Consider the following 25361-nt stretch of genomic DNA (forward strand, 5'->3'; position numbering starts at 1 on the left):
CGTTGATAGGCTGCAAGTGTAAAGGTGGTGACATCAAAGCTGAGCAGTACTAATTGCCCAATAGCTTCTTTGTAAATACAGTTTTTATGAATAATTCTCTGCCAATGTCAATTGCTTATTGGAAAGACGAAAATAGCTAAAGATATTGATGAAGGTTACAGGTTGGGTTCGGAGTCGCGAACGACTTCACCTCTTGTAAATCCGAATCAGAAAGCCTTGATGGTGGTTACAGGGTGGGTGTTCACCTCTTCCCATTCCGAACAGAGAAGTTAAGCCCCACTCCGCCGATGATACTGCAATAAAATGTGGGAAAGTAGGTAGCCGCCACAATATTAATCCGAGAGGAGCTCAGAAACGAGCTCCTCTTTTTTTGTGCTATATTTTACTCACCACCAGTGCCGCGAGTGCCGTTTGGATGGACCAAGTGTTGAACCTGTATCAAATGTGCTTCATATTTATCTTCAAGAGAAGAATTATGAAGAATCAGAGCTATTTGGGAAGCACCCTTTATCGAAAGGTCTTCTGCCTGAAATTACCATTCAAAACTTCCCCATTCGAGATAAACGGGTATTTCTTCATATCAAGCGCCGTCGCTGGCTGAACGCAACGCCACTACAGGAAAAGTAGAACAACGGAATTGGAATCAGGTAGGTCAAGGCACGAGGACGCCCAGTCGCGAATGACACAGGAATTTGCGATTTTTTATCGGATCGATTTTTTGCATTGCACAAATTTAAAGACCGAAGCGAAAGGTGCGACAGGCAGGTTTAAAGCCTTCAACACGGTAGCACGTTCTATCCAAAATCATTACGAAACGATTTTAAACCGCGGCTGCGGACAGCTATTTTGATAACTGAAGTACGAATGCCTTAGCGGAGTTGCGTTGACTGTACCAAGATTAAAGCTCTCAGAACTCAATTCAGGGGCTAAGAAATGTAGAATTCTTCCTGTATCGGCTAACTCAATTATATCAATAATCTAAGTTGCTCCACAAAGTTTACACTTGCTCCAACTTTGGCTTTGATTCCACAAAACTATAAAACCACTATTGAGAATATAAGAATAGCCGCCCCAAAATTGCTTTTGAGGCGGCTATTCTTAATTACAGGAGTATTATTCTAACTATTTTGCAGCAATTTGACCAACTGCCGATGCTTTGGTGAATGTGCTTACTTTTGTAGTTTGTACTGAACTTATTTTGTTCGTTTCTTTCGTTGCGCTATGCTCGTGGCCGCCATTCACGGCAATGTACGGAGCAATGACCAGTGATACGATAGACATTAACTTAATCAAGATGTTCATCGAAGGGCCAGAAGTATCTTTGAATGGATCACCTACAGTGTCTCCTGTCACTGATGCTTTGTGAGGTTCTGACTTTTTATAGAAAGTTTCTCCGTTGATTACTACACCTTTTTCAAACGATTTTTTTGCATTGTCCCAGGCACCACCTGCGTTTGATTGGAACATTCCCATCAATACGCCTGAAACTGTCACACCTGCCAATAAACCTCCTAATACTTCAGGTCCCATAGTGAAACCTACAAGCACGGGTGTAATCAAAGCAATCGCTCCTGGTAAAATCATTTGTCTAATTGAAGCTTCAGTTGAAATGGCTACGCATTTTTCGTACTCTGGCTCTGTTTTGTACTCCATAATACCAGGGATTTCGCGGAACTGACGGCGTACTTCGTTTACCATTTCCATGGCAGCTTTTCCCACGGCCGAAATACACAATGCGCTGAAAATGAACGGAATCATGCCGCCTACAAACAAGCCTGCTAGTACGTCTGCTTTGTAAATATCAATTTGGGAAATGCCTGCAATTCCTACAAAAGCAGCAAACAATGCCAACGAAGTCAAGGCGGCAGAAGCAATCGCAAAGCCTTTCCCTGTAGCTGCGGTAGTGTTACCTACTGCATCCAAGTTGTCGGTACGGCCACGTACTTCCGAAGGCAATTGAGACATTTCAGCAATACCACCCGCGTTGTCAGCGATAGGCCCGAAAGCATCAATCGCCAATTGCATCGCCGTGGTTGCCATCATACCTGCTGCTGCAATAGACACACCGTACAAACCAGCGAATTTATAAGACAAAATGATACCCGCAGCCAAAACGATAATAGGCAATACCGTAGATTCCATCCCAACGGCCAATCCCCCGATGATGTTGGTAGCGTGTCCTGTGCCTGATTTTTCGATGATTGAGTTAACAGGACGTTTGCCCATAGCTGTATAATATTCGGTAATATACGACATCAATGCGCCTACAATTAAGCCTACCACAATAGAGTAAAATACGCCATCAGAAGTGAACTCAAATCCACGGAGAAGAAGGCTTTCGGGTAAAATATTCTTTACAAGGAAATAAGAAGCAACAAACGTAATACCAATCGAGGCCCAGTTGCCAATGTTTAAGGCATTTTGAACAGAGGCGTTTTCGTTGCTGATACGTACAAAAAATGTAGAAACCAAAGAGGCTAATAAACCTACACCTGCAATCAACATGGGAAGAAGAACAGGGGAGAAGCCGCCGTAGTTATCAGTAACGTTGATTTCTTGTCCCAATACCATGGTAGCTAAAATCGTTGCCACGTACGAACCAAACAAGTCAGCACCCATACCTGCTACGTCACCCACGTTGTCACCTACGTTGTCGGCGATGGTTGCTGGGTTACGAACGTCGTCTTCAGGAATACCTGCTTCTACTTTTCCTACAAGGTCAGCACCTACGTCGGCAGCTTTGGTGTAAATACCGCCGCCTACCCGTGCAAACAACGCGATAGATTCAGCGCCTAACGAGAAACCAGCCAAGACTTCGATTACTTTTTTCATTTCGATCGAAGTAAGCGGTTGGCCAGCGGCAAACATTTGGTAAAATACGATAAACAGACCACTTAACCCTAAAACGGCCAAGCCTGCAACTCCCATCCCCATTACTGAGCCACCCGTAAAAGATACGTTGAGGGCTTTGGCGAGGGACGTACGCGCCGCTTGTGCCGTACGAACGTTGGCTTTGGTAGCCACTTTCATACCGATGTAACCCGCCGTAGCTGAGAACACCGCTCCAATCAAAAACGCAACCGCGATAAGTGGAGAAGAGTGAATTTCGATGCCATTGGCTTCGGTTTGGCTACCCAGATATGCCAAAATTAAGGCAGTGGGAATGGCGAAATAGGCCAAAATTTTCCATTCAGCTTTCAAGAAAGCGATGGCGCCATCGGCAATATAGCCTGATAGCTTTTTCATGTTGTCGTCTCCAGCTGGCTGGCTGGCAACCCAGTTGAAACGCCAAGCGGTGTACAGAAGCCCAATAGCCCCAAAAGCTGGGACAAGGTAAACGATACTATTCATGCGTAGGTTAAAAGATTTAGTTGAATATTTATATAAAATGTCGGGCAAATATAGCAGAACGTGATTCATTTACCCAACCCAAATCTTAGTTAATTGCTTATTTTATATCGTTATTGTACAATTTTGGCCCCTGTTTTGAGTGAGTGTCACTAAAACAGGGGCCAAAATTGATAATCAATCCTTAATTTACCTTCACCACTTTCAAAGTAGTTTGTTTTTCGGAGGTCGAAACTTTCAAGAAATACATTCCCGTCGGTAACTCACTCACCCCAAACTCCTCTTGGTGCGTGTTGGTTTCGGGCACAAATTGGCGACGCAAGACTTCCCGACCTGAAGCATCGGTTAAGGTAGTTTGCACTACTTGCTCTTTGCTGTCTTGCACTTGAAGGCGGAGGATGTTAGTGACGGGGTTGGGGAGGACCGTGACGAAGCTGTTCGGATTTAGACCCTTCGCATCGGCGAACCGCCAGGGTGACAAATTTGTTTCCCCTTGCTCGCCGCTCGCCGCTGTACGCGCAGCGCCCACGCCTACTCCATCTCGCGACTGGATTCTGAACCAGTATTCTTGGTAGGCCAACACATTCCCTTGCGGCTGACGCGTTGAAGGATAGATACTACCCCAACCCTTCATATCCCAATAACGAATGCCTAATTTGTACAATCCTTTCGGTAAACCTGCGTCATATACATTGCCGCCCGCACCGTTGTCTTGGTAGAAACCATACGCTGGGTGATTCTGGGCGTATAACTCCGTCCAGCCTTCGCGGTTGGCATACATAAAATACGGCGCGTTGTTCTCGTGGGTGTTGAATGAGCGAATCACACCCATTTCTGGCGTTGCCAACATGTCAAAAGTTAATGAACCATCAGTGCTTAATCCGCAGGCTTCTACGTTGATTGTCCAGTAACGAGGGGCTATTTTGTTGGCGTTTTCTACAAAATATAGCGTTGGGTTTTGCTGTGTACTTTGTTCCAACTCTGGGCCACCGTCCCGCGTGATGAACTGGCTATTCCACAACGACTTGTCATTCGCAGGTTTCACCGCCGATTTGGTTTCTCCCACGTTAATCAATGTCACTACAAAGGCATTCCAATAAATATCCTTGCGAACACTTTCTGAACTCTGACAGCCACCTTCAAAGATACACTTCGCCCAATAAGTCTGCTTGGTGACGTTATTAAATGCTACCTGAAAACTTGGCGTCGTCACCCCTGTATTCCAGAACGTTTGACTACCTGCGGGGCAGTTGGCCGAAACCGTTACCGTCGTTCCTGTACATACTATCTCTTGCGAAGCCGTAATTACTGGTGCTACTTGTGTCGGTGTTAGCGTAAAGGTTACCACATTACTTTTTTCACTCACGCAGCCGTTCTCGGTCTGACAACGAGCGTAGTAAGACGTCGTCTGGCTTGGAACAGTGGCAGGCAAATTGGGCAAGGCTACATTCGTAGCTGCATTGTACCAAACTGTTCGCAAACTTCCGCAAGATGATTGGCCACTGAAACTGGCAGAAGCATCACAACTGGTTGTTGACGACAACGACACCGTAGGAGCACTTGGAATAGTTACCAATTTTAATCGCATGACGCCCGATTCAGATTCCACGCAAGATGGTGTTCCGTCTGATTTGCGGCAGCGTACGCGGTAATTATGGAATTGATTATCAACCAAGCCCGTTGGGACTCCCGATGAATACTCGCCGCCGTCCACTGAGTAAAGTACGATTTCACCAGCGGCGCAATTGGCATTAAACGTCAGCGGAATTGTAACCAAACTACACACTTCTTTGCTTTCGCCTACGGCTACCGTCACACCATCTACCACCAACGACACGTTTTGTGGAACAGTGGCGCGGTTATTAATCGTCAACTCAATCACACCTGAGTAAGTCGAAGTACAATTGGCATCACAAGCCGCTTGGTAGCGGTGGGGTTGGTTATTGGATGATTGGGAAACTGGGGCAGTTACTGACCACGCACTCCATGCTCCACTGCCTACTTGTACTCGCCAAACAGGATTACCTGAAACACACAAACCCAAAACATTAAACTGCAAACCGTTAACAGGATTCGCATCTGTATCACACAAAACAGGGTTGTTGCCTTCGTTAAGCGTTTGTTGGAGGGTGGTCAACGAGATAGTTGGCGGGCCCACTACTGTTACCATCACATCTACAAAACCGCTCAATTGGGGTGCCAGTTCACAACGAACTTTATAACCCGTATTCGCAGAAAGCATTGGTGTTACAAAAGATGAACCCACAAACAACTGAGTCGTACCCGCCGAATTGTACCATGTTTCTTGACCTACACGGCAAGTGGCATTCAAAGAAGCCGTTGCGTTTTTGCAAATCGTGGCATTGGCGGTATTCGTTGGTAGTTCAACTGACGCGATTACGGTCAATACGGCATCATTTCCATCTCCGCCTGAGTAACTAATGCGAGCATTTAATTGACTTCCCAAGAAAGGAGCTATCGTTGCGCCTTCTGGTAAGCCGTTGAATGTTCCTTGAATCGCATCACTTCCATCATTGTTCACGATTACAAAACTTTGTCCCAACGTAGGTACATGACTACCACTAAGCACCAAATCAAGTCCTGAAAGATTGACCGAACCTTCGACTTTTAACTGACGATAATCGGTATCAGGCGTGGTGCCATTGATGGCAATAGCTAAGTCATTGCCTGAGGTAAATGAAACTGTGCCAACGTTGACGTCTGTTCCTACAGCGGTTGGATTTACCCCACCCAGTGCATTGATAACCAAGTTGCCGCCGTCAAGGTGAAGCGCAGAAGTGTTCAAATTAACCGCCCCTGCTGTAGTTAAGTTGACGTTGGTCGCAGCTGCACGACTGATGGCCGTGCTGACGGTAATGGCGCCGCTGTTGACATCGCCGATTTGGAGTTTTCCTGCCGTAATGCGGTCGAGTTCTTCATCCGAAAGGCTGAGTGGGCCACCCAATACGTCGGTTGCCCCTCCCAAGTCAATGCTCACGCCATTGGTGTAAGGGCGTAACGTCACTGTGCTCGAAGCGTTGGTATTAATGTTTGCTGTGTTTTGCAAGTTTATGCTGTTGGCAATGAAGGTAATATCACCTCCTGCGGTGGCCGTAGTAATCTGTCCTCCAAAGAGTGACCCAACTGTAATACCAACTCCGCTACCGCCTTCAATACCCGTTACGTTAATGCTTCCCCCCGTAGTGCTCGTGATACTTCCTTTTATATGCACCCCTAAGTTGCTAACACCTGTTGAACTACCCGCCGTTCCCTGAATAGTAATTGCTTTTCCATTGCCTGCCGTAATGGTTCCGTTTATGTCCACTCCTGTACTACCGTGTTGGGCGGTAGCATTGGCGCCACCTACACCCACAATTGTTATTGTTCCGTCGTTGGTACTGACCCCTCTACCTACCTCTACTCCGTCACTAAACGACTGACTTGCGCCCGTTCCTTCGATGTAAATAGTGCCTGTTCCTCCCGCGATAACATTTCCACCAAGCCCTACTCCCGTATTTCCTGTCGCATTTGAAAAAGGACTAGCAATTCCTTGGCCACCACGACCAATGATTCGAATATTGCCGTTATTGGTCGTGATTTCACAATTGGAACCATCGAGTTGAACCCCATAATTAAAGCCCTGAGTACTGCTGGTTCCCGTTCCTTCTATGCTTACAGACCCTGTACCACCTGCGGCTACACGACTGGCTTCGTCCAATACAATTCCTCTATTGGTAGCATTATCACTCGCACCTCCAGATTGCCCTATGAGGTTGATGTTACCATTGGTAGAAGTAATGGCACTTTCTATTAGTTTAATGCCTTCATTATTCCCCTCTATTCCATTGCCTCCAGTACCACGGACTGTCACTGTACCAGTTCCCCCTGCGGAGAGCAATCCCGAACCTTCGAGCTGTACTCCGTAGTTGCTACGAGACACGCCGCTTCCTCCACCTTGTCCTGTCAGGTTTACGTTACCACCTGATGAGGTAATCGTTCCGCCATTGATATGAACGCCAATAGCAAAGCCTTTGGATAAGTTTGCGCCAGTTCCTTGCACCGTTACGTTACCAGTTCCACCAGCGGTAATCATGCCCGAGTTTCTCACTTCTACGCCGCTTTGGTTATTGCTGCCACTTTCAGGAGCACCAACGAAATCTCCGCCTTGCCCCGTTACGTTTACATTTCCTCCCGACGAGGTAATTTTAGAATTGGCACCCGCTACCACCACGCCTCGGTTTCCATTGGCCATTCCACCCGTACCTACTACCGACAGTTGCGCGGTTCCTCCTTCAATAAGGCCTCCGTTATTGACCAAAATCCCCGATTTGAAACCCTCTGTGCCGTTTTTTCCTTTTAAATTGGCTTGCCCGTTGCCCGTTACTTTGAGCGTGCCACCATTGACATTAATTCCAAAAAAATCTCCCGTTGTGGGCGTCGCCTGTTGATTGGCCTCAACGGTAAGATTACCGTTTTGGGTAAGAAGGCTCGCCCCTGTATTGACGGTCACGTTTTTGCTCACTTTTACCGTAGCTGTACCCGTTCCTGAGAGGGTTAGAGCGACATTATTAGCCACCAAAACCGCATCTGTACCCGCATTGGCGTCGTCATTTTGGAGGTCTAAGTCCAAGTTGGCGTTGCTGGCAAAGGTGATGCTTCCGTTGAAATTCACCGCGTCATCACCCATACCACCGTTGATGGTTAAAGATGGAAGTGGTGTGGTAAATGCCCCCACGTTGATGATGTCATTACCCACGGCAGCATTAATCACAATGCTAGTTTTACTCGCAAGCGCCACTTCGGCAGGCGTAGTAAATGCCGTGGTGAGGCCACCGTCGATGCTATACGTTTTACCCGTTACATTAAAACGGATTTTACCGCTGTTTTCACTTATTTCCAACGTTTCACCTGCCCCTTTGGCATCCGTAACTACAATGGCATTGCTCGTAGTAGTGATGGTGTAATCGGGAGATGAGCAGGTAATATCTTGTGCATCGCCTGTGATTGTCCAGTTTTTAGTAGTCAATAAACTGTTTCTATCAGCCACGGCAGTGCAATATTTGAGACCAGCAGCGCCTAAACTTCTACCCGTTGCGGTACTTTGGTTAAACCCAATTAATGTCGCATCGTAATTGGCTACACTCATGCCACAATTATCGAGCATATTGGCCAAATTCACATCAGACTTCAGCTTCGTTCCCCAAGCCGCCAAGCTTTGGTCGAAGGCCGTAGCATTTTGAAACATCAACGACATGTTAGTCACGTTACTCACGTCCCAATTGCTGATGTTTTGGTTAAATGAAGTTGCTTCCTGAAACATTCGTGACATACTCGTGATGGTACTTGTGTTCCAACTACCAATATTCGCAGGGCCATTGAGGGTCGTGCAATTAGTAAACATGGACGAAAGCGAACTTACCCCTGACAAATTGGGAACGTCTGTCGCGCTTACCGTCAGGTTATTACAACCATTAAAAGCACTAGCCATAGAAGTCCATGCAATGTCACCCCATTGGCTAATCGTTACTAATTTAGAAGCATCCCCTACTGAGTTAAAATGAATCCGTGGAAAATCACCTCGAATGGCTACTGTATATGTACCCGCTGTACCATAGTCATGGGTCACATTGCCTGTGATTCCAAATTCGTCAAAAATGCCGTCGTTGTTCCAGTCAACATCATAATTGTAACCTGTAACTATGGTTGGGATGGTAATCGACGTGCTGTTAGAAGTACCAACATTGTCGGTCTTCCACGTCGTGATAAAAGGTTTTCCTCCGTGACCTTCGAGGGCAAAGGTGTAAGGATTCTCATCTGGGTCATTACTTGGAATACTAATCGTAGTCGTACGTTTACCCGCTACGGTAGGGTCGAATGTCACCGTAAACGTGGTAGAGCTGCCCGCAGGAATGGTCGTCAGGCTAGGCTGGGTAATGACAAAATCGGTAGTTCCTCCCGTTATTGTACCCAAAATCAGATTTCCAGTGGCGGTGTTCGGGTTTTCAATCGTAAATGTCCGAGTTACCGAGCCACTCGCTACTGTTACTGGCCCAAAATCGGTGTGGTCAGTACTCACAGGCGTATTGTCACCATTGACGATGGTTTGGCTGTTGCCTTTGACGTTGATGTCGGGAAGGCACGTACTAGCGAGTGCATCTCCTGTGATAGTCCAACCTTTATTGGTAATCAGATTGGTGCGTGCCGATTGAGACTCACAGTATTTCAACCCCACGGCTCCCAAACTTCTACCCGTTACGGTACCTTGGTTAAACCCAATCAACGTCGCATCGTAATTGGCTACACTCATACCACAATTGTCGAGCATATTTTCCAAATTCACATCAGACTTCAGCTTCGTTCCCCAAGCCGCCAAGCTCTGGTCGAAGGCGGTAGCTCCAAAAAACATAAATTGCATACTGGTTACCTTACTCACATCCCAACTGCCAATGTTTTGATTAAAAGCTGTAGCCCCAAACATACCAATCATGTTGGTTACCTTACTCACGTTCCAACCACTGATGTTTTGATTGAAAGAATATACTCCGCTAAACATTGACGCCATGTTGGTCACGTTACTGACATCCCAACCCGATATATCTTGATTGATAGCAGCAATCGCCGTGAACATATCACTCATATCCGCCACATCATTCAAGTCAGGGGTATCCGAAGCGTTAATTTGTAAGTTCCCACAGCCCAAAAATGCTTTCTCAAAGCTTTTCCAGTCAATATCTCCCCATTGATTTACAGTCAGGATTCTTAAATTATTATCCCCATCGTTTTCAAAGTAGATGTGTGGAAAAAGCCCTCTGATGGCCACGGTATAAGTACCTGGAGTATCATAATTGTGCGTAACGTTACCTGTCACACCAAACTGATCAAAAATACCATCGTTGTTCCAATCAACGTCGTAATTGTAGCCAGTACCTTTGGTCGGAATGGTGATAGTGTTTCCCACCGTTCCTTGGTCGGTTTTCCACGTGGTGATAAAAGGCTTTCCTCCGTAACCTTGAACGGTAAAATCGTAAGTCCCCTCTCCCAAATCATTGTTCTGAATCCTCACCGTAGCCGTTCGTAGTCCAAGTGCGGAAGGGTTAAATGTAACGACAAAAATGGTAGATTGCCCCGCGCTGATTGTAGCAGGCAACGTAATAGCACTTACCGTAAAATCGCTGGAATGAGTTCCTGTTATGCTGATTGCCCCTGCATTTAGTTGGAGGTTTCCAGAAGCACCAGTTACGTTTTGAATTGTAAAGGTATGACTCACCGACCCTGATGCTACATCTAACATACCAAAGTCGGTATCATCCAATCCCGATGGCGTTATGTCACCATCCAGAATGTTTTGACCAAGCCCTGTAATATTTATTTCGGGGGAAACACCAACTGCCCGCACGTTAAACGTGTAAGGGGATTCGTCGGAATCATTACTTTGAATACTGATTGTTGCAGTTCGTTGCCCGTTACCACTAGCGTCTATTATGACAGGAAAAGTAGCAGTACCGCTAGGAGCGATGGTGAGAGGCAATGACACATGTCCGATGCCAAAATCCGAAGCTCCTGACTTCGTAATGCCATTTAAGGGAATGATCAAATCAACCGTTCCCGTATTCTGAATGGTGAAGGAACGAACAACTGGTTCTGTTAAGGAAATATCAATGTCACCAAAATTGGTACCATCCTCGGTTCTTGGCGATGTATCTCCGTTCGCTATGTCAAATCCATTCCCTTGGATATTGATGTCGGCTAACGTTGGTGATGCCACCGTTATCACCACATCGTTATTGTCCGAACCTTCCATGTAGGAAATCGTTGCCGTTAAGCTACTTCCTCTAAAGTTAGGAATCGTTGCTCCTTGGGCTAGGCCATTGAAGGTGCCCACGATAGCATCCGTACCGTCGTTGCTCACAATGGTGAAGGTTTCGCCGCCTACGGGGGTGTAGCTACCAGCAAAGGTAAGGTTCAGCCCCGTCAAATTGACCGCCCCTGCCACGTTGAGCTGTGAATAGGTACTTCCCGTTCCATCGCCAAGGGTCGTACCATTGAGGGTAATTTGCAAATCACCAGTAGCAAACGAAAGGGTACTTGCGGTTACGTCGGTACCGTTGAAAGTAGGTTTTACCGCTTTGGTCGAAGCGCCTGGGTCAAGTAAAAGCGTGCCACCTCCTGTGTTTATGTTGCCGCCGCTGATGGTCACATCTCCATTGCTGATAAGCTGCATATTGGTAGAAGTAGGGCGAGTTACCCCAATGCCAACGGTGATGTCTCCTGCGGTACCATCGCCTATGATGAGTGCTCCCGTGCTAATTCTGTCCAGTTCAGAGTCGGACAAGATAAGGGGAGCGTTTGCTCCATCTGGAGCAAAAGAAATATCAATAGCCGCACCCGCTGTGAAGGGTTTTAGGGTTACGGTACCTGCGGCATTGGTACGAATATCGGGGGAGTCAACAATGCGTAAACTGTTGGTCGTGATGGTAATGTTACCGCCATTTACTTCCGTCGTGATGCTAGAGACGGGCGCAAGACTCTGTTTTGACATATAAATACCATTGGTACCTGAACTTCCACCACCTGCTTTGCCCGTAAGCGCGATATTTCCTCCCGCAGAGGTAATCAACCCTTCCAATGCGATTCCGTGGTTTGAAAAACCCGTAGCCGTTCCTCCTTCTCCCGTGATGGTCACACTTCCAGTTCCTCCCGCCGAGATTTCGGCGCTTTGACTCATCGAAAGCCCGTAGTTTACTTGGCTAGTGCCACTGCCTCCGCCGTAGGCATTGACAGTGACCGAGCCGCCTACGGAAGTGATTTTACCCGAATTTTGTAAATCAATACCTATATTACTGTCTCCCGTCGAAAGGTTTCCGCCTCGCCCAGTAATCGTCACTGCGCCCGTTCCGGCAGACGTAATTTGCCCAGACAAGGAAACTCGTACTCCTCCATTGCCAATACTGCTTCCTGTTCCTCCACCAGTTCCTTCTACGGTTACCGCTCCCCCTAAAGAGGTGATTTTAGCAGTACTCCCCTGAATAACAATACCATAGTTCAAAGCGCCACTCGAAGCACCGCCATTACCCACTACTGTGACAGTATTACTACCTCCATAGATTATTCCTCCAAAGTCCAGAAAAATACCTGCCTGACCACCCAATGCGTCATTTCCTCCTTTTCCTTTGACCGTCAGAAGGCCCGAACCTAGCACTTGCACTTGTGTATTACCGTTCATGGAAATACCTTTAAAGTTGCCAACGGTAGGACTTGCTTGTTGGTTTGCTTCTATGGTGAGGTTCCCATTATTGGTTCCGAGGGTGCTACCGTTATTAAACGTTACATTTTTGCTCACTTTGAGGGTTGCTGCCCCTGTCCCTTGAAGCCCAATGTTAGCATTAATCGCAAACGTAACGGCATCTACTCCTGGGTTGGCATCATCGTTTTGTAAGTCCACATCCAGGTTGGCGTTTGTAATAAAGGTAATATCTCCTTTAAAATTCACTTGGTCGTCGCCCGTGCCGCCGTTGATGGTCAGCGAGGGAAGAACCTCGTTGCTAAATGCTCCCACGTCGATAATATCATTGCCATTCGCCGTGTTTACGGTGATGCTTCCCAAATTACTCAGGGGTACATCGGCAGGGAAGTTGGTGGTAGTACCGTTGTTTAAACTAAACTTCTTGCCAGCCACATTGAAACGAATGTTACTACCATTTTGACTAATATCCAGTGTCTCCCCTGTGCCTGTTAGGTCTGTGATGACTAGGTTATTGCCTGACGTGCTGATGCTATAGTCGGGTTGGCCCGCATTCGTATAGGTAAACGGAACGACATAAAAACACTCTCCCGTATTGGGAGTAATTTTGGCGTATAACGTTTGTGAACCCGTAGGTAATCCCCCCGACGGAGTGAATGTATTGTTTGTTTGATTATACGTGCCCGCAGAAGTAGTAGCCGCTTCATTGGTAAAGATGCCATTTACGGTACCGTTATACGAAGCGCCGAGCGTAAAAATGGGAGTAGAGTTGTTAACAACAACTGAGTTTGTCGTGTTATTCACACTCCCGAATAGACTATTGTACTTGAGCACCCCATAGTTATTGGTCGTTGCTGTATAATGTCCTAGCTCTGCTCCTACGTTGGCATATCCGTAATTATTAAAGACAGAGTTACCTGACATGGAAAAATCACCCGTAGTTTTAATAACGCCACAGTTCTGATTCGTAAACGTGGTTGCATTTACGATTTCAATTTTACTGCCGTTGATAGTACCGCTATTGCTACTGGTTGTATTTTGGCCGTCTAGCACCAAACCAATATTTGAACCTGTTGCATTGATAGTCGCGTTACTCTCGTTGATAATTTTACCTCCTGCTCCTATGTAAACACCTCTGTAACCCGAAGCAGTTAGCGTGGCTCCCGTTTTATTATTGAAGGTACCAAAAGTATATATCCCATAATTTTGGTTGCCGTTTGCGTTCAAGGTACCGTAATTATCGAAAATCGCAGTAGATGCAGTCAAATAAACCGTGAATTGACTTTGGGCGTCGGAATTGGTGTTAGTTACGGTAGTAGTACCTCTATTGGTAAAGAGTGCATTGTCTTCTACAATGACAGCAATATCATTGTTTTGGATTGTTAAATTAGCCCCGGTTTCTACCGTCAATCTGCCATTTGTGGATATACGTACTTGCTTTACCGAAGCATTGACTCCCGTCGCAATTGTTGGGTAAGTACTAGAAGTCGGGATGACAACTCCATTACCAGCCCCCGGCACGCCATTGGGTGTCCAGTTACAGGGGTTTGTCCAATCGGAGCTTACCGAGCCATTCCAAGTCATATTAGCAGTAGAAGTGGCGATTTGGGTGCAGCCGTTTTGATAAACAATAGGTACAACGTAGCTGCAATTATTAGCGGTCGATGTTACTTTTATATAAAGAGGAACAGACCCTGCTGGAAGACCACTTGAAGGAGTAAACGTATTAGTAGCCTGATTGTACGTACCTGCGGAGTTAGAGACTCCTGCATCTGTAAAAACCCCGATTGAACCATTATAAGTACCATTATAGGTAAACATCGTGGTAGCAGTGGGGTTTGAATTTACTCGCACTGAGCCGCTATTGGTGGTGATTGGATTATGAGTTAACGTCCCTCCGACAAATACTACACCGCCGCTTTGATTCGTAAATGTTCCTACCGCGCCTAAATTCCCTGATGTTCTGAACAGCCCAGCATTATTAAAAGAGGATGTTCCTACGCTATTGAGTAACATTGCCCCGCTGGAGTTCGTAAAAGAAGCACAAGCGTAATTGTGGAAGATGGCATTGGTGGGATTGGAACTATTATTGCCAATTTGAATGGGAGTTGCATTGGTAGAATTGATCACAACTCCCCCGTAGTTATGGAAAACGTTGTCATCAAGGCCCATTTCAAACGTACTGTTGACACCGCCGCCACCGCTTGTTTCGAGTATAAGTTGGCCATTGTTGGTCACGGTGGCATATTGCACCATGTTAAACTTAGTCACCGTAGATTCTGTACTGCCCATACGTAGTTCGGAACCTTGACTGATGGTCAGCGAAGCTTTATTGACCAAACCACCACTGAGGCTGATTGATTTGGCCGCAGCATTTGTTCCCGTAGGGATAACCACCGCTCCACCTGTCGAAGAAATTATAACTGGATTGGTTTGAGTGGGCACACCATTGGGCGTCCAGTTGCAGGGGTTTGTCCAATCGGAGCTTACCGAGCCATTCCAGCCCATATTATCGGTGGAAGTGGCTACTTGGGTACAGCCAGCAGTTCCTGTTCCTCTGACACTAAACGTATAAGGATTTTCTGTGGGGGAATAATTATTGACATACAGCGTCGCATTTCTTGTTCCAACCACTGAGGGAGTAAATGCAACCTGAAACGTTCTACTACTATTGGGTGAAACGGGTGAAGTAGGTTGGGTAACTACTGAAAAGTCAGCAGCAGCATCTCCCATAAACGACACTACGGATCCTGTACTTAAGTCTAATGAACCAGTACCTTTGTTTTCGATAGTAAATGTTTTCGTAACAGCCCCCGAACCGATGCTCCGCGGGCCAAAGTCTGTATCATTATCCGTTGAAGGAGCATTGTAGGTATCTGGAATATCCTGACCATTTCCTACTATATTTATATCAGGCAACGCACTTACTCCCGTTCCTGCAATGTTGAAGGTATAAGTGCCCTCGTTGCTATCACTATTAACAATAGTGACTGTTGCAGTACGAGTTCCTAAGGCTGAAGGAGTAAACCGTATAATAAAAGAGGCATTTTTTCCTCCATGTATTCTGTCGGTATTGGGTTGCGTCGATACCGAAAAGTCTCCCGCATTTGTTCCAGTAATTGCCACTCGTGATGTCCCTGTAAGCCCTAAAGCTCCTACCCCCGTGTTGTAAATTCGAAAAAAACGTGTGGTAGATGACGATAGCAATTGTACGCCAAAATGAGAATTATCATTCACTATTGGCGTCACGTCACCGCTAGAAATAGTCAAATCATTGCTCCGTACGTCTATCTCCGAAGCAGCAGGAGTAAAGGTAGCGGTTAGTTCCCCACCATAATTCCAATCCTGCGTATAAAGATTTCCATCAGTGGTATTATTGATGGGCATTTGCCCCCCCTGAGAATTGGTTCTCCTAAAACCTACTACACTGACTAGAGCATGTTCGGGAGCAGGGTCAAAATAGATAGTTGCCTGTCCTGCTCCCCCTGCATTCCCAACACAATAGGTATCACAGTTGAGATTGATATTAACGCCACTTACTCTTCCACTGTGGTCAGGGATAATGTCAGCGGTTACGCTTTGAGCCTGTACAAACTGTGTAAAAAAGCTTAACAATAAACAAAATAAGAAACGGAATACGAGAGAGTTTATTAGTTCTTTCGACCCGTAAGGGCTTTTAGTCAAAGCCTTTGGTGGAGATGAAAAGTTTTTCATGGGTAGAAAAGTTTAAAAACGTTACAGAGTAAAATTTACAAATGGGTAGTAGAAAAAGGAGGTAGAAACATTTCGTCAAATATTTCCGTAATCCTCCTTCCCTTTCTACCACGAAAGTGTCAGCCATCACTGCCCCAACAGGGCAAGGCTATCGCCTAGCCCTCCCAAAAAGGAGGGCTCAAAGCGAGAGAATTACGTCAAAAATGATTATTGCAACTTATCAGGCGCGATAGGCATCGGCACGATGTTGTTAACAGGCGGAGTACTTTTCAAGTAGGCAAATACCGCTCGTAAGTCTTCGTCGGCCATGTTTACGTAGTTGGGCCAAGGCATCGGAGGCAACAACGGACGAGCCGTGGCAATCCCTTTTGACTTGCCTTGCATAAGGGCAATTTTAAACTGCTCAAACGACCACGACCCAATTCCCGTAGTGTCGGAAGTGAGGTTGGCCGAAAAGCTCATTCCCCACGGGCCCACTGCCGATGTTCCGTCGCCACCTAACAGCATCCATCCGTTTTTCAGCGCATCAGGGGTAACTTTTCCCACGGGGCGGTCGGCTGGATAACCCGACAAGTGGCGACCAGGAACTACTTCGGGGCCTTTGGGACCCAGCTGTTTGGGGGAGTGGCAATCTTGGCAGCCCATAATGCCTACCAAGTATTCACCACGTTTGATGAGCGCCGAATCCGACAACTCCACCTCGGCTTTGGCCGTATCTTTCGATTCTTCGGCCGATTGGCAAGCCGCAAATAATAAAACAAGTAGGGCAAATGCGTAAATAGGATAGTTTTTCATTGTTGTAGGGAAAAAGGTTAATTAGTGAAATTTTAGTAGCTCAATTTCTGAATAGTTCCAAGCGCGTAGCTTAGTAGGTAAAACTCGCGGTTTCCGCTGCGCTCAATGTCTGTAGGCATCATGATGCTTGGCAAAAGCACCTTGCCTTCTTCGTTGACAACCTTGCCCGAAAGTGCTTGGAAGCCCGTCGCTCCAAACTCGGCCATCTGAATCGCTAACGGTTTATTGTTTTTTGAAAGCGTTAGGTGCGACAAGGTCGTAAAACCCGTTTTGTATTCACTCACGGTACCATCGGCGGTGATTTGGTACATTTTAGCGTTGCCTGGGGCGAATGGGAAACCACTGAGCGTTGTCACCAAAAAACGAGTACCGTCAAACACAATCCCCGTCGGTACGGCCTCTACTTTGGTTGCCGCATCAGGAATTTTGGCAAACAAGCTCAATTTACCCGTGGCTTTGTCGCGTTTAAAGATGGCATTCGCACCCGCATCGGCGATGTATAAATTACCATCAGGCCCCACTACCAAATCAAATACGTTTGAGTTAATCGGGTTGGTCAGGTTGAGGCTTCGGATGTACGTTCCTACCTCTTCTTTCTGGGCTGTCGCCAAAGCAAGTGCGGCATCTCCTGCCTTAAATGAAGCAACGTCAATGGTATAAAGCATCCCACTGACACCGTGAAGCACGTATAGTTTTCCGTCGTGGAAAAGAGGGTGGCTCATGCCTTCAATCGCCCCGTTGGCAATGACTGAAGGAAAGCCGGTCATGGCAGTCGTTTTTGTTCCTTGTGGGGTAATCATGACGATGCTTCCGTCGTTTTTACCCGTACCAGCTTCGGTGACCCAAAGCTGTCCTTTGGTGTCGAGGGTGAGCCCGATGGGAGCGCGTAATTGATCTACAAAGTTGGCCGCCGTCAATTGTTCTGGCTCAGGCACGACTTCTTCTTTTTCATTACAAGCCACGAGCCAACCAACCAATACGACAGTCGAAAGAGATAACCAAAATGTGCGGGAATTTTTCATGAAAGAATGAGTTTTGAGTAAATGATAAGTCTGTACAAATATCGTATCGAACGAAGTAGGGGTGTTATCTGAAAATGGACATTCTTTGTCTCATTTTTGACATTTGAAAAATTTTGATGTAAAAAATTTCAAATTTTATTAACTCATTTTTGACATTCTTTTGCTCATTTTGAACAAAAAGCCGTTTTCAGTCCATTTACAGCGGGATTATGTTAATTTTGAGTTTGGGAAACCCCAAACATTTTAGAAAAGCAGTTATTGGGCATGGAACAACTACTGATAAAAAATTTTAAGGCCATTGTTAACCAAAAGGCAGTTCCCATCAAGATAAAACGAATGACGGTTTTGATGGGAGAGCAGGCGAGTGGGAAAAGTACGATAGGGAAGCTTGTCTATTTTTTTAAGACCATTCGAGAGGAAATTATTCTACCTTTTACCAATAGTTTCGTGGTTACTGACAATAACCTAAAACAAGTTATAGAAGGCCAAATCCATTCCCATTTTACTAAGCTCTTTGGTTCGCCTCGACGGCTTACTTCTTTTGAAATCACCTATACGTACGCAAATGGAGAGATAATTGCCATTCGTAACAGCGAAGCAGGGAGTTTAGAAATAGATTTTGCTCATTGGCTCCCCAAATTACAGAAAGTAGTCGCACTCAATAAAGAGCTCAAGCGGTTAGAAAATGCCTTTAGTGAACTTGAGAGAAAAGAGAGAGAGAGATTTATTAACGCTATTGCCAAAATTGTAAATACCCTTTTTGGGAGTACCCAATTGAATTTATACTTACCAGCTAGTAGAAACGCTGTCGTGTCTTTAGGAAATCATTTGCTAGAAATTTATGCGAAGTTAGACAGTAATCAATTTGCCTATAATGAGGCTGAAGCGCATCGCTATACGTCCGAAAACGACATCATATTGTTAAAATTTATCCAATACAATCGCTTCTTGAGGAACAAATTTCAACAATCAGGAAATTTCGCTGGGTTTATGCAAGACGAACTCGACCTTAACCCTACTCTTGACACCACTGATGCCCAGAAAATTCTTAACAAAATTCAAAATATTTTAAAAGGCAACTATATCAACGATCAAGAAGGAGAAAAGTTAGTTCTAGGAAACAATCAGTCTATTTTCTTGCAAAACGCTTCTTCGGGCCAGCAAGAAAGCATTCGTACACTGCAAGATATTTTCATCAATTTACTTTATGGCGACCCTGTTTTTAGGGTTATCGAAGAACCTGAGTCTCACCTTTTTGCCTCGGCCCAAAAAGAATTAATCGAGGCTTTAGCCATACTTGCCAATAAAAATCCTCAAAATCAGCTGCTTATTACTACCCACAGTACTTTTATTTTACGCGTTTTGGATAACCTCTTAAAAGCTGCTGAATTGGACAATACTGCTGCCGAGCAATTGATAGACCGTAGTGCATGGGTAAAGTTTGAAGATTTTTCGGCATACAATCTCATAAACGGTGAAATAATAGATGCCCTCAATTACGAATTTAAGGGTGTGGATGCTGTACTATTTGATGATGTATCATCACAAATTAGCAACGAATTTGATGAACTCCTAAATATTCAATACCCGTGAGTGATTGTAAAGGCATTTATCAAAAATTAGGAGGCAATCAACAATGTTATTCATCAGAAAAAAGCGCTTCCGAACAGGGGAAAACATTTGTCATCAATTCAAAAAAGCATCCAAGGGTTTGTCGCATCAAATTAGACAAATGTTTGATTCCTGAGGTTCCTCACCAAAAACAGTGTGATTATTTGTTTGTAAAGGTGAGAGAAAATGACGAGCTCGAATACCTCTTTGTTGAACTAAAAGGCAATGCCAAAGAAGCTTCCTATGCTTTCGAGCAAATTTGTCAAGCGATTGAGTTTATAAAAAAGAAGGTGGGTCAGATCCCACAGAAACACATTAGAGGGTTTATTGTTGGTGGAAAAGATACGCAAGAAATGAATCGATTGAAGGAAAAGTTCAAACGTAGCATTGGTCTGGAATTAAAACATAGTACTGGCTCCCGATATGAATTTTAATGTCGTTCTTCTTTGCCTATGGCAAGTAGCTAACCCCTCACGCTAATCTCCCCCACCACAATTTTCGCGAGGGCCTCCTTCTGCTTTCTAGCAGAAAACCGTAACTTTGGATAAGTGTTGAATTTGCTAGTTCATATTTGTCAAGCAAACTCCTAAAAAGCGCGCATTTGTAACGCACTAACACTATCCAAGGACAAAGACTTTAATGTAGTTGATATGCAATTCTCCCACCTCCACTGCCATACCCAATACTCGCTACTCGATGGGGCCGCAGATATAAAAAAACTGTTTAAAAAGGCCAAAGCCGACGACATGCCCGCCATTGCCATTACCGACCACGGTAATATGTTTGGCGTATTTGAGTTTGTCGCCGAAGGGCACAAACAAGGTATCAAACCCATCGTGGGCTGTGAGTTTTATTTGGTGGAAGACCGCCATAAAAAACAGTTTACCAAAGAACAAAAAGACGTTCGCCGCCACCAACTGCTATTGGCCAAAAATGCCGAAGGCTACCGAAATTTGGCCAAACTCTGTTCGCTGGGATTCATCGAAGGCATGTACGGCAAATACCCACGTATCGACAAAGAACTTCTCGTAAAATACCACAAAGGACTCATTGCCACGACTTGTTGCATTGGGGCAAGTGTGCCGCAAGCCATCATCAAAAAAGGCGAAGAGGCGGGGCGTCAGGAGTTTAAGTGGTGGCTCGATTTGTTTGGAGAAGATTATTACGTCGAAATTCAACGGCACGGTATCCGCGACCAAATTATTGCCAACGATGCCCTGCTTAAATACGCCAAAGAGTTCAATGTCAAGGTGATATGTTCCAATGATAGTCATTACGTAGAGCAAGACGACGCCAACGCGCACGACATTTTGCTGTGCGTCAATACGGGTGATAAACAGTCAACGCCTACCAACAAGGACTTTGACGACGAAAATCCAATGCCCAAAGGCACGCGCTTTGCGTTTTTCAACGATGAGTTTTATTTCAAAACCAAAGATGAAATGCTCAAAACGTTTAGCGACTTACCCGAATCGCTGGACAATACGCAAGAAATCGTTGATAAAGTAGAGCTGTTAAAGCTCAATCGAGACATTTTATTGCCCAATTTCCCGATTCCTGAAGAGTTTAGGAAGCACAGTATTTCGCAAATGATTGAGTTCAACGGTAAGATGAAAGAACTCACCGCCGATGTACTCAATCAGTGGGAGTACCTCAAGCATTGGACGTTTGAAGGGGCTCGGAAAAAATACAAGGAAATTACGCCAGAGGTTGAGGAACGACTCAACTTTGAACTGAATACCATCAAAAACATGGGTTTTCCTGGCTACTTTCTCATCGTTGCTGACTTTATCCAAGCGGGGCGCGACATGGGCGTGCTCATCGGCCCAGGGCGGGGATCGGCAGCGGGAAGCGCCGTAGCGTATGCCATCGGAATCACCAACATTGACCCAATCAAGTACGACCTCCTTTTTGAGCGTTTCTTGAATCCCGACCGTATCTCCATGCCCGATATTGATACGGACTTCGACGACGAAGGCCGCCAACGGGTGATTGATTACGTGGTACAGAAATACGGTAAAAACCAAGTGGCCCAAATCATTACCTACGGTACCATGGCCGCCAAGTCGTCGATTAAGGACGTAGCGCGGGTGATGGATTTGCCATTGCAAGAAGCCAACGCCGTGGTAAAACTCGTGCCTGATAAGCCGACGTACAACATGAACTTGGACAAGGTGTTTAAAGTACCCCTTGAAAAAATGGCCGACGTGGTGACGCCCGACGAGGTAGAGAATTTGAAGAAATTGCGTGAAATGCTGAAAGGAAATGACCTAACGGCCAAAGTTCTTAAAGAAGCGCAGAAATTGGAAGGAACCGTCCGCAACGTGGGGATTCACGCAGCGGGTATTATCATTGCCCCTTCCGACCTGACGGATTTGATTCCTGTGAGTACCTCCAAAGAATCGAATTTGCTGATTACGCAGTACGAAGGGAAAATCATTGAAGATGCGGGGGTAATCAAGATGGACTTCTTAGGGCTACGAAACTTGACCATTATCAAGGAAGCCCTTAGGATGATTGAAGCCAACCACGGGGTTAAAATTGACATTGATTACATTCCGCTCGATGACATCAAGGTGTTTGAACTTTTCCAACGAGGTGAGACCAACGCCGTTTTCCAGTTTGAATCCGACGGGATGAAAAAGTACATGCGCGAACTCAAACCTGACCGTTTTGAGGACCTTATCGCCATGAACGCCCTGTACCGCCCTGGGCCAATTGCCTACATTCCTAACTTTATTAACCGTAAACATGGACGCGAAAAAGTAGAGTATGACCTCCCCGAAATGGAGGAATATTTGGCCGATACGTACGGAATTTGTGTCACTGGCGACACCCTCATTCACGACGCTAAAACTGGCGAGCGAGTACGCATTGATAGTCTAGCTAACCGCGTCGGCGAGTTTTGGGTGCAAGGAGTAAACGACGATTTATTACCTGCCTCTGCCCCTATTACTCATTGGGTGTGCAATGGTGAAAAAGAAGTGCTTGAAGTACGACTTCGCAATGGAAGTCGAGTTAAACTAACCCCTGACCATCAGGTTCTGACCGAAACAGGTTGGCAACAGGCGGGAAGTTTGCAAGTAGGAAGTGTGATTGCTACTCCCCGAAAATTATTCGTTGAAAATGAACAAGAATATGACCGTGACAAATTGCGTGTCTTAGCCTATATTCTTGCCGATGGTTCTTTGAGTGGCTGTGGCGCTACGGCAGACTTTGTCTCTAAAGACCCTCAACTGTTGGATGCTTACACTGAGAGTATCAGCACGTTTGAACGTTTGGAAACTCGAACCTTACAACAAGTTCGGGACGTAACAAGAATCATGGTGGCAGGAACGGACAAAACGCATTACCACGAGACGAATTCATTGGTGGCTCAATTGAGAGAATGGGGCCTAAAAACCATGAAAGGTGGCTGCCGTTCAGACGAAAAATTTGTTCCTGAGTTTGTATTTGGCCTAACCGAAGAGACCATTGCCTTCTTTTTGGCTTCGCTGTGGGACTGTGATGGGCACATTGGCAAAGACTTGAATCATTTCAAAACGATTTCACCCAGGTTGGCCAATGACGTTAAAACCCTGCTTCTGCGTTTGGGAATTTACTCCGTCACTTATCAATCAACCTATCACAACAACCGCCGTAACCAAGAAATGACGGCCTACCAAGTAAGCGTTTACAACCTCAAAGCGTTTGCTGAATTGATAGGACCCCATTTAGTTTCTAAAAAAATCCAAGAAACCCTCTTATCAGGGCATGAGGTACACGATAATATTTCACGCACGTTATTTTTAGATGAACTAGGACAAGTTTGGAAAGGCTCAGGTCGCGGGCTTATGGATAAATACGGATTTGACCGACAGCATCTTTTGCCTAACAAACTCCGAACGTGCCCTCGTATTTCGTTAAAAGCAGTACTGCCATTAATCGAACACCTGCCCCTCAACCAGTCAGCTCGCCTCGCTAAAATACGGTGGGATGAAGTTGTTGAAATCAAGGCGATTGGCAAAGAAAAAGTATATGATATTACCGTAGAAGGCATCCATAATTTTGTTGGAAACAACATTATTCTTCATAACTGTACTTATCAAGAGCAAATTATGCTCCTTTCGCAGAAAATGGCGGGCTTTACCAAAGGTGATGCAGACGTTTTGCGTAAGGCCATGGGGAAAAAGCAGATTGAGGTTTTGAACAAAATGAAGAGTAAATTCATCGACGGCGGTAAAAACAAGGGTCTTGATGAGAAAAAACTCGATAAAGTATGGACCGACTGGGAAGCCTTTGCGTCGTACGCCTTCAATAAATCGCACTCAACGTGCTACGCTTTTGTGGCGTACCAAACGGCTTATCTCAAAGCCCATTATCCCGCCGAATACATGGCGGCGGTCTTGACGAGTTCGCTGGGTAACATTGAAAAAATTACGTTCTTCCTCGAAGAGTGTAAAGCCCTCGGAATCCCTGTACTGGGCCCTGATGTCAACGAATCGGAACGGCGTTTCGGGGTAAACAAACGTGGAGAAATTCGCTTTGGATTGGGAGGTATCAAAGGAACTGGTGATGCTGCCGTAGAAAGCATCATCGAAGAAAGAACCAATAACGGCCCTTTCAAAGACCTTTTTGACTTTATGACTCGGGTCAACTTACGAACTGTCAACAAGAAAACCATCGAATCGTTGGCGTATGCGGGGGCGTTTGACTTGTTTGAGGAATACCACCGCGCTCAGTATTTTACGGCTGCCGACGGCGAACAACAAAACTTAATCGAAAAATTAATCAAATACGCCAACGCCGTTCAAGCTGATAAGTCCAATGCGCAGGCATCGTTGTTTGGTGGTTTTGGTGGAAGCGGCGCCGATATTGCCAAACCTAAAGCGCCTATTGTAGAGCAGTGGAGCGACATTGAGCGGTTACGTTTTGAAAAAGACGTGGTTGGTTTCTACATTTCGGGCCACCCGCTTGATATGTATCGCTTGGAGTTGACCAACTTCTGTACTTGTACCCTTGATAAAGTGATGCTCACTTCCGAAGTTACTGAAACCAGTGATACCGAAGAAGGAGATATGCCTGCCGTGGCCAACGTAGAAATCGGTGGCCGCCCGCTCTTGTTTGGCAAAGACATTACGGTAGCGGGTATTGTGAGTAGCAGCCAAGTCAGAACCACCAAAACGGGGAATCCTTTCTGTATTTTTAAACTCGAAGATTACGCGGGCTCGATGGAAATGGCGCTTTTTGGCGAAGATTTTGTGAAGTTTTCGGCTTACGTCCAAATGGGACACTTTTTGTTTGTCAAAGGGAAAATTCAAAACCGCTGGAAACAAGAAGACCAATACGAATTTAAAATCACGTCGATGCAGCTTTTGAATGAAGTTCGTGAAAAACTCACCAAAGAAATCAAGCTACAACTGGATTTGGATATGCTAGATGGTGTACTCGTGACCAAGCTCAACGAAGCCGTCCAAGCCTACCCTGGCCACTGCGCGCTCACGGTGTCGGTGGTGGATCATCAAAGTCGGACGGAGGTGAAACTTCAATCACGAACGCACCGAGTTGCACCTACCAACGAGTTCTTTAAACTGATAGAATCAATGGGAGGGGTGAATTTTTCGGTCAATTAAATCGACAATTAGTTCCGC

Annotated in this window: 8 protein-coding genes and 1 rRNA gene; 5 read left to right on the plus strand and 4 right to left on the minus strand. The window is 45.7% G+C overall.

What is annotated here, in order from left to right; translation table 11 throughout:
• Positions 1-218: 218 nt before the first annotated feature.
• Together rrf and K339_RS38155 are read left to right on the plus strand one after the other, a co-directional pair.
• Positions 219-330: ribosomal RNA gene (gene rrf / locus K339_RS0105235) — 5S ribosomal RNA — on the plus strand.
• A gap of 114 nt (positions 331-444) precedes the next feature.
• Complete coding sequence (locus K339_RS38155) at positions 445-627, plus strand: ISAon1 family transposase N-terminal region protein (RefSeq protein ID WP_445508777.1); 183 nt, start codon at positions 445-447, stop codon at positions 625-627.
• A gap of 495 nt (positions 628-1122) precedes the next feature.
• On the opposite strand, the gene K339_RS0105245 is transcribed toward K339_RS38155, so the two are convergent.
• The 4 genes from K339_RS0105245 to K339_RS0105260 form a co-directional block, all read right to left on the minus strand.
• Positions 1123-3351 carry a sodium-translocating pyrophosphatase gene (locus tag K339_RS0105245; RefSeq protein WP_028522679.1) on the minus strand — a complete coding sequence of 743 codons (2229 nt, stop codon included), beginning with the start codon at positions 3349-3351 and terminating at the stop codon, positions 1123-1125.
• A 181-nt stretch (positions 3352-3532) separates the two neighbouring features.
• Complete coding sequence (locus tag K339_RS0105250) at positions 3533-16303, minus strand: choice-of-anchor D domain-containing protein (protein WP_028522680.1); 12771 nt, start codon at positions 16301-16303, stop codon at positions 3533-3535.
• Positions 16304-16510: 207 nt separating this feature from the next.
• Complete coding sequence (locus tag K339_RS32605) at positions 16511-17098, minus strand: diheme cytochrome c-553 (protein WP_037299294.1); 588 nt, start codon at positions 17096-17098, stop codon at positions 16511-16513.
• Between the two features lie 32 nt (positions 17099-17130).
• On the minus strand, positions 17131-18120 hold the full coding sequence (locus K339_RS0105260; RefSeq protein WP_028522681.1) for a ScyD/ScyE family protein: 990 nt from the start codon (positions 18118-18120) through the stop codon (positions 17131-17133).
• 264 nt (positions 18121-18384) lie between these two features.
• Between K339_RS0105260 and K339_RS0105265 the strand changes: the two genes are divergently transcribed.
• From K339_RS0105265 to dnaE, 3 genes are all read left to right on the plus strand, one after another.
• Positions 18385-19713: an AAA family ATPase gene (locus K339_RS0105265; protein WP_028522682.1), complete on the plus strand. Its 1329-nt coding sequence runs from the start codon at positions 18385-18387 to the stop codon at positions 19711-19713.
• Positions 19710-20165: a hypothetical protein gene (locus tag K339_RS0105270; RefSeq protein WP_028522683.1), complete on the plus strand. Its 456-nt coding sequence runs from the start codon at positions 19710-19712 to the stop codon at positions 20163-20165. The genes K339_RS0105265 and K339_RS0105270 overlap by 4 nt, the downstream gene beginning before the upstream one ends.
• Positions 20166-20381: 216 nt before the next feature.
• The gene (dnaE, locus tag K339_RS36570) at positions 20382-25343 is read left to right on the plus strand and encodes a DNA polymerase III subunit alpha (RefSeq protein ID WP_084332115.1); all 4962 of its coding nucleotides are present in this window, start codon (positions 20382-20384) and stop codon (positions 25341-25343) included.
• Positions 25344-25361: the final 18 nt, after the last annotated feature.

The sequence above is a fragment of the Runella limosa DSM 17973 genome, from assembly GCF_000482465.1.
GTDB lineage: Bacteria > Bacteroidota > Bacteroidia > Cytophagales > Spirosomataceae > Runella > Runella limosa.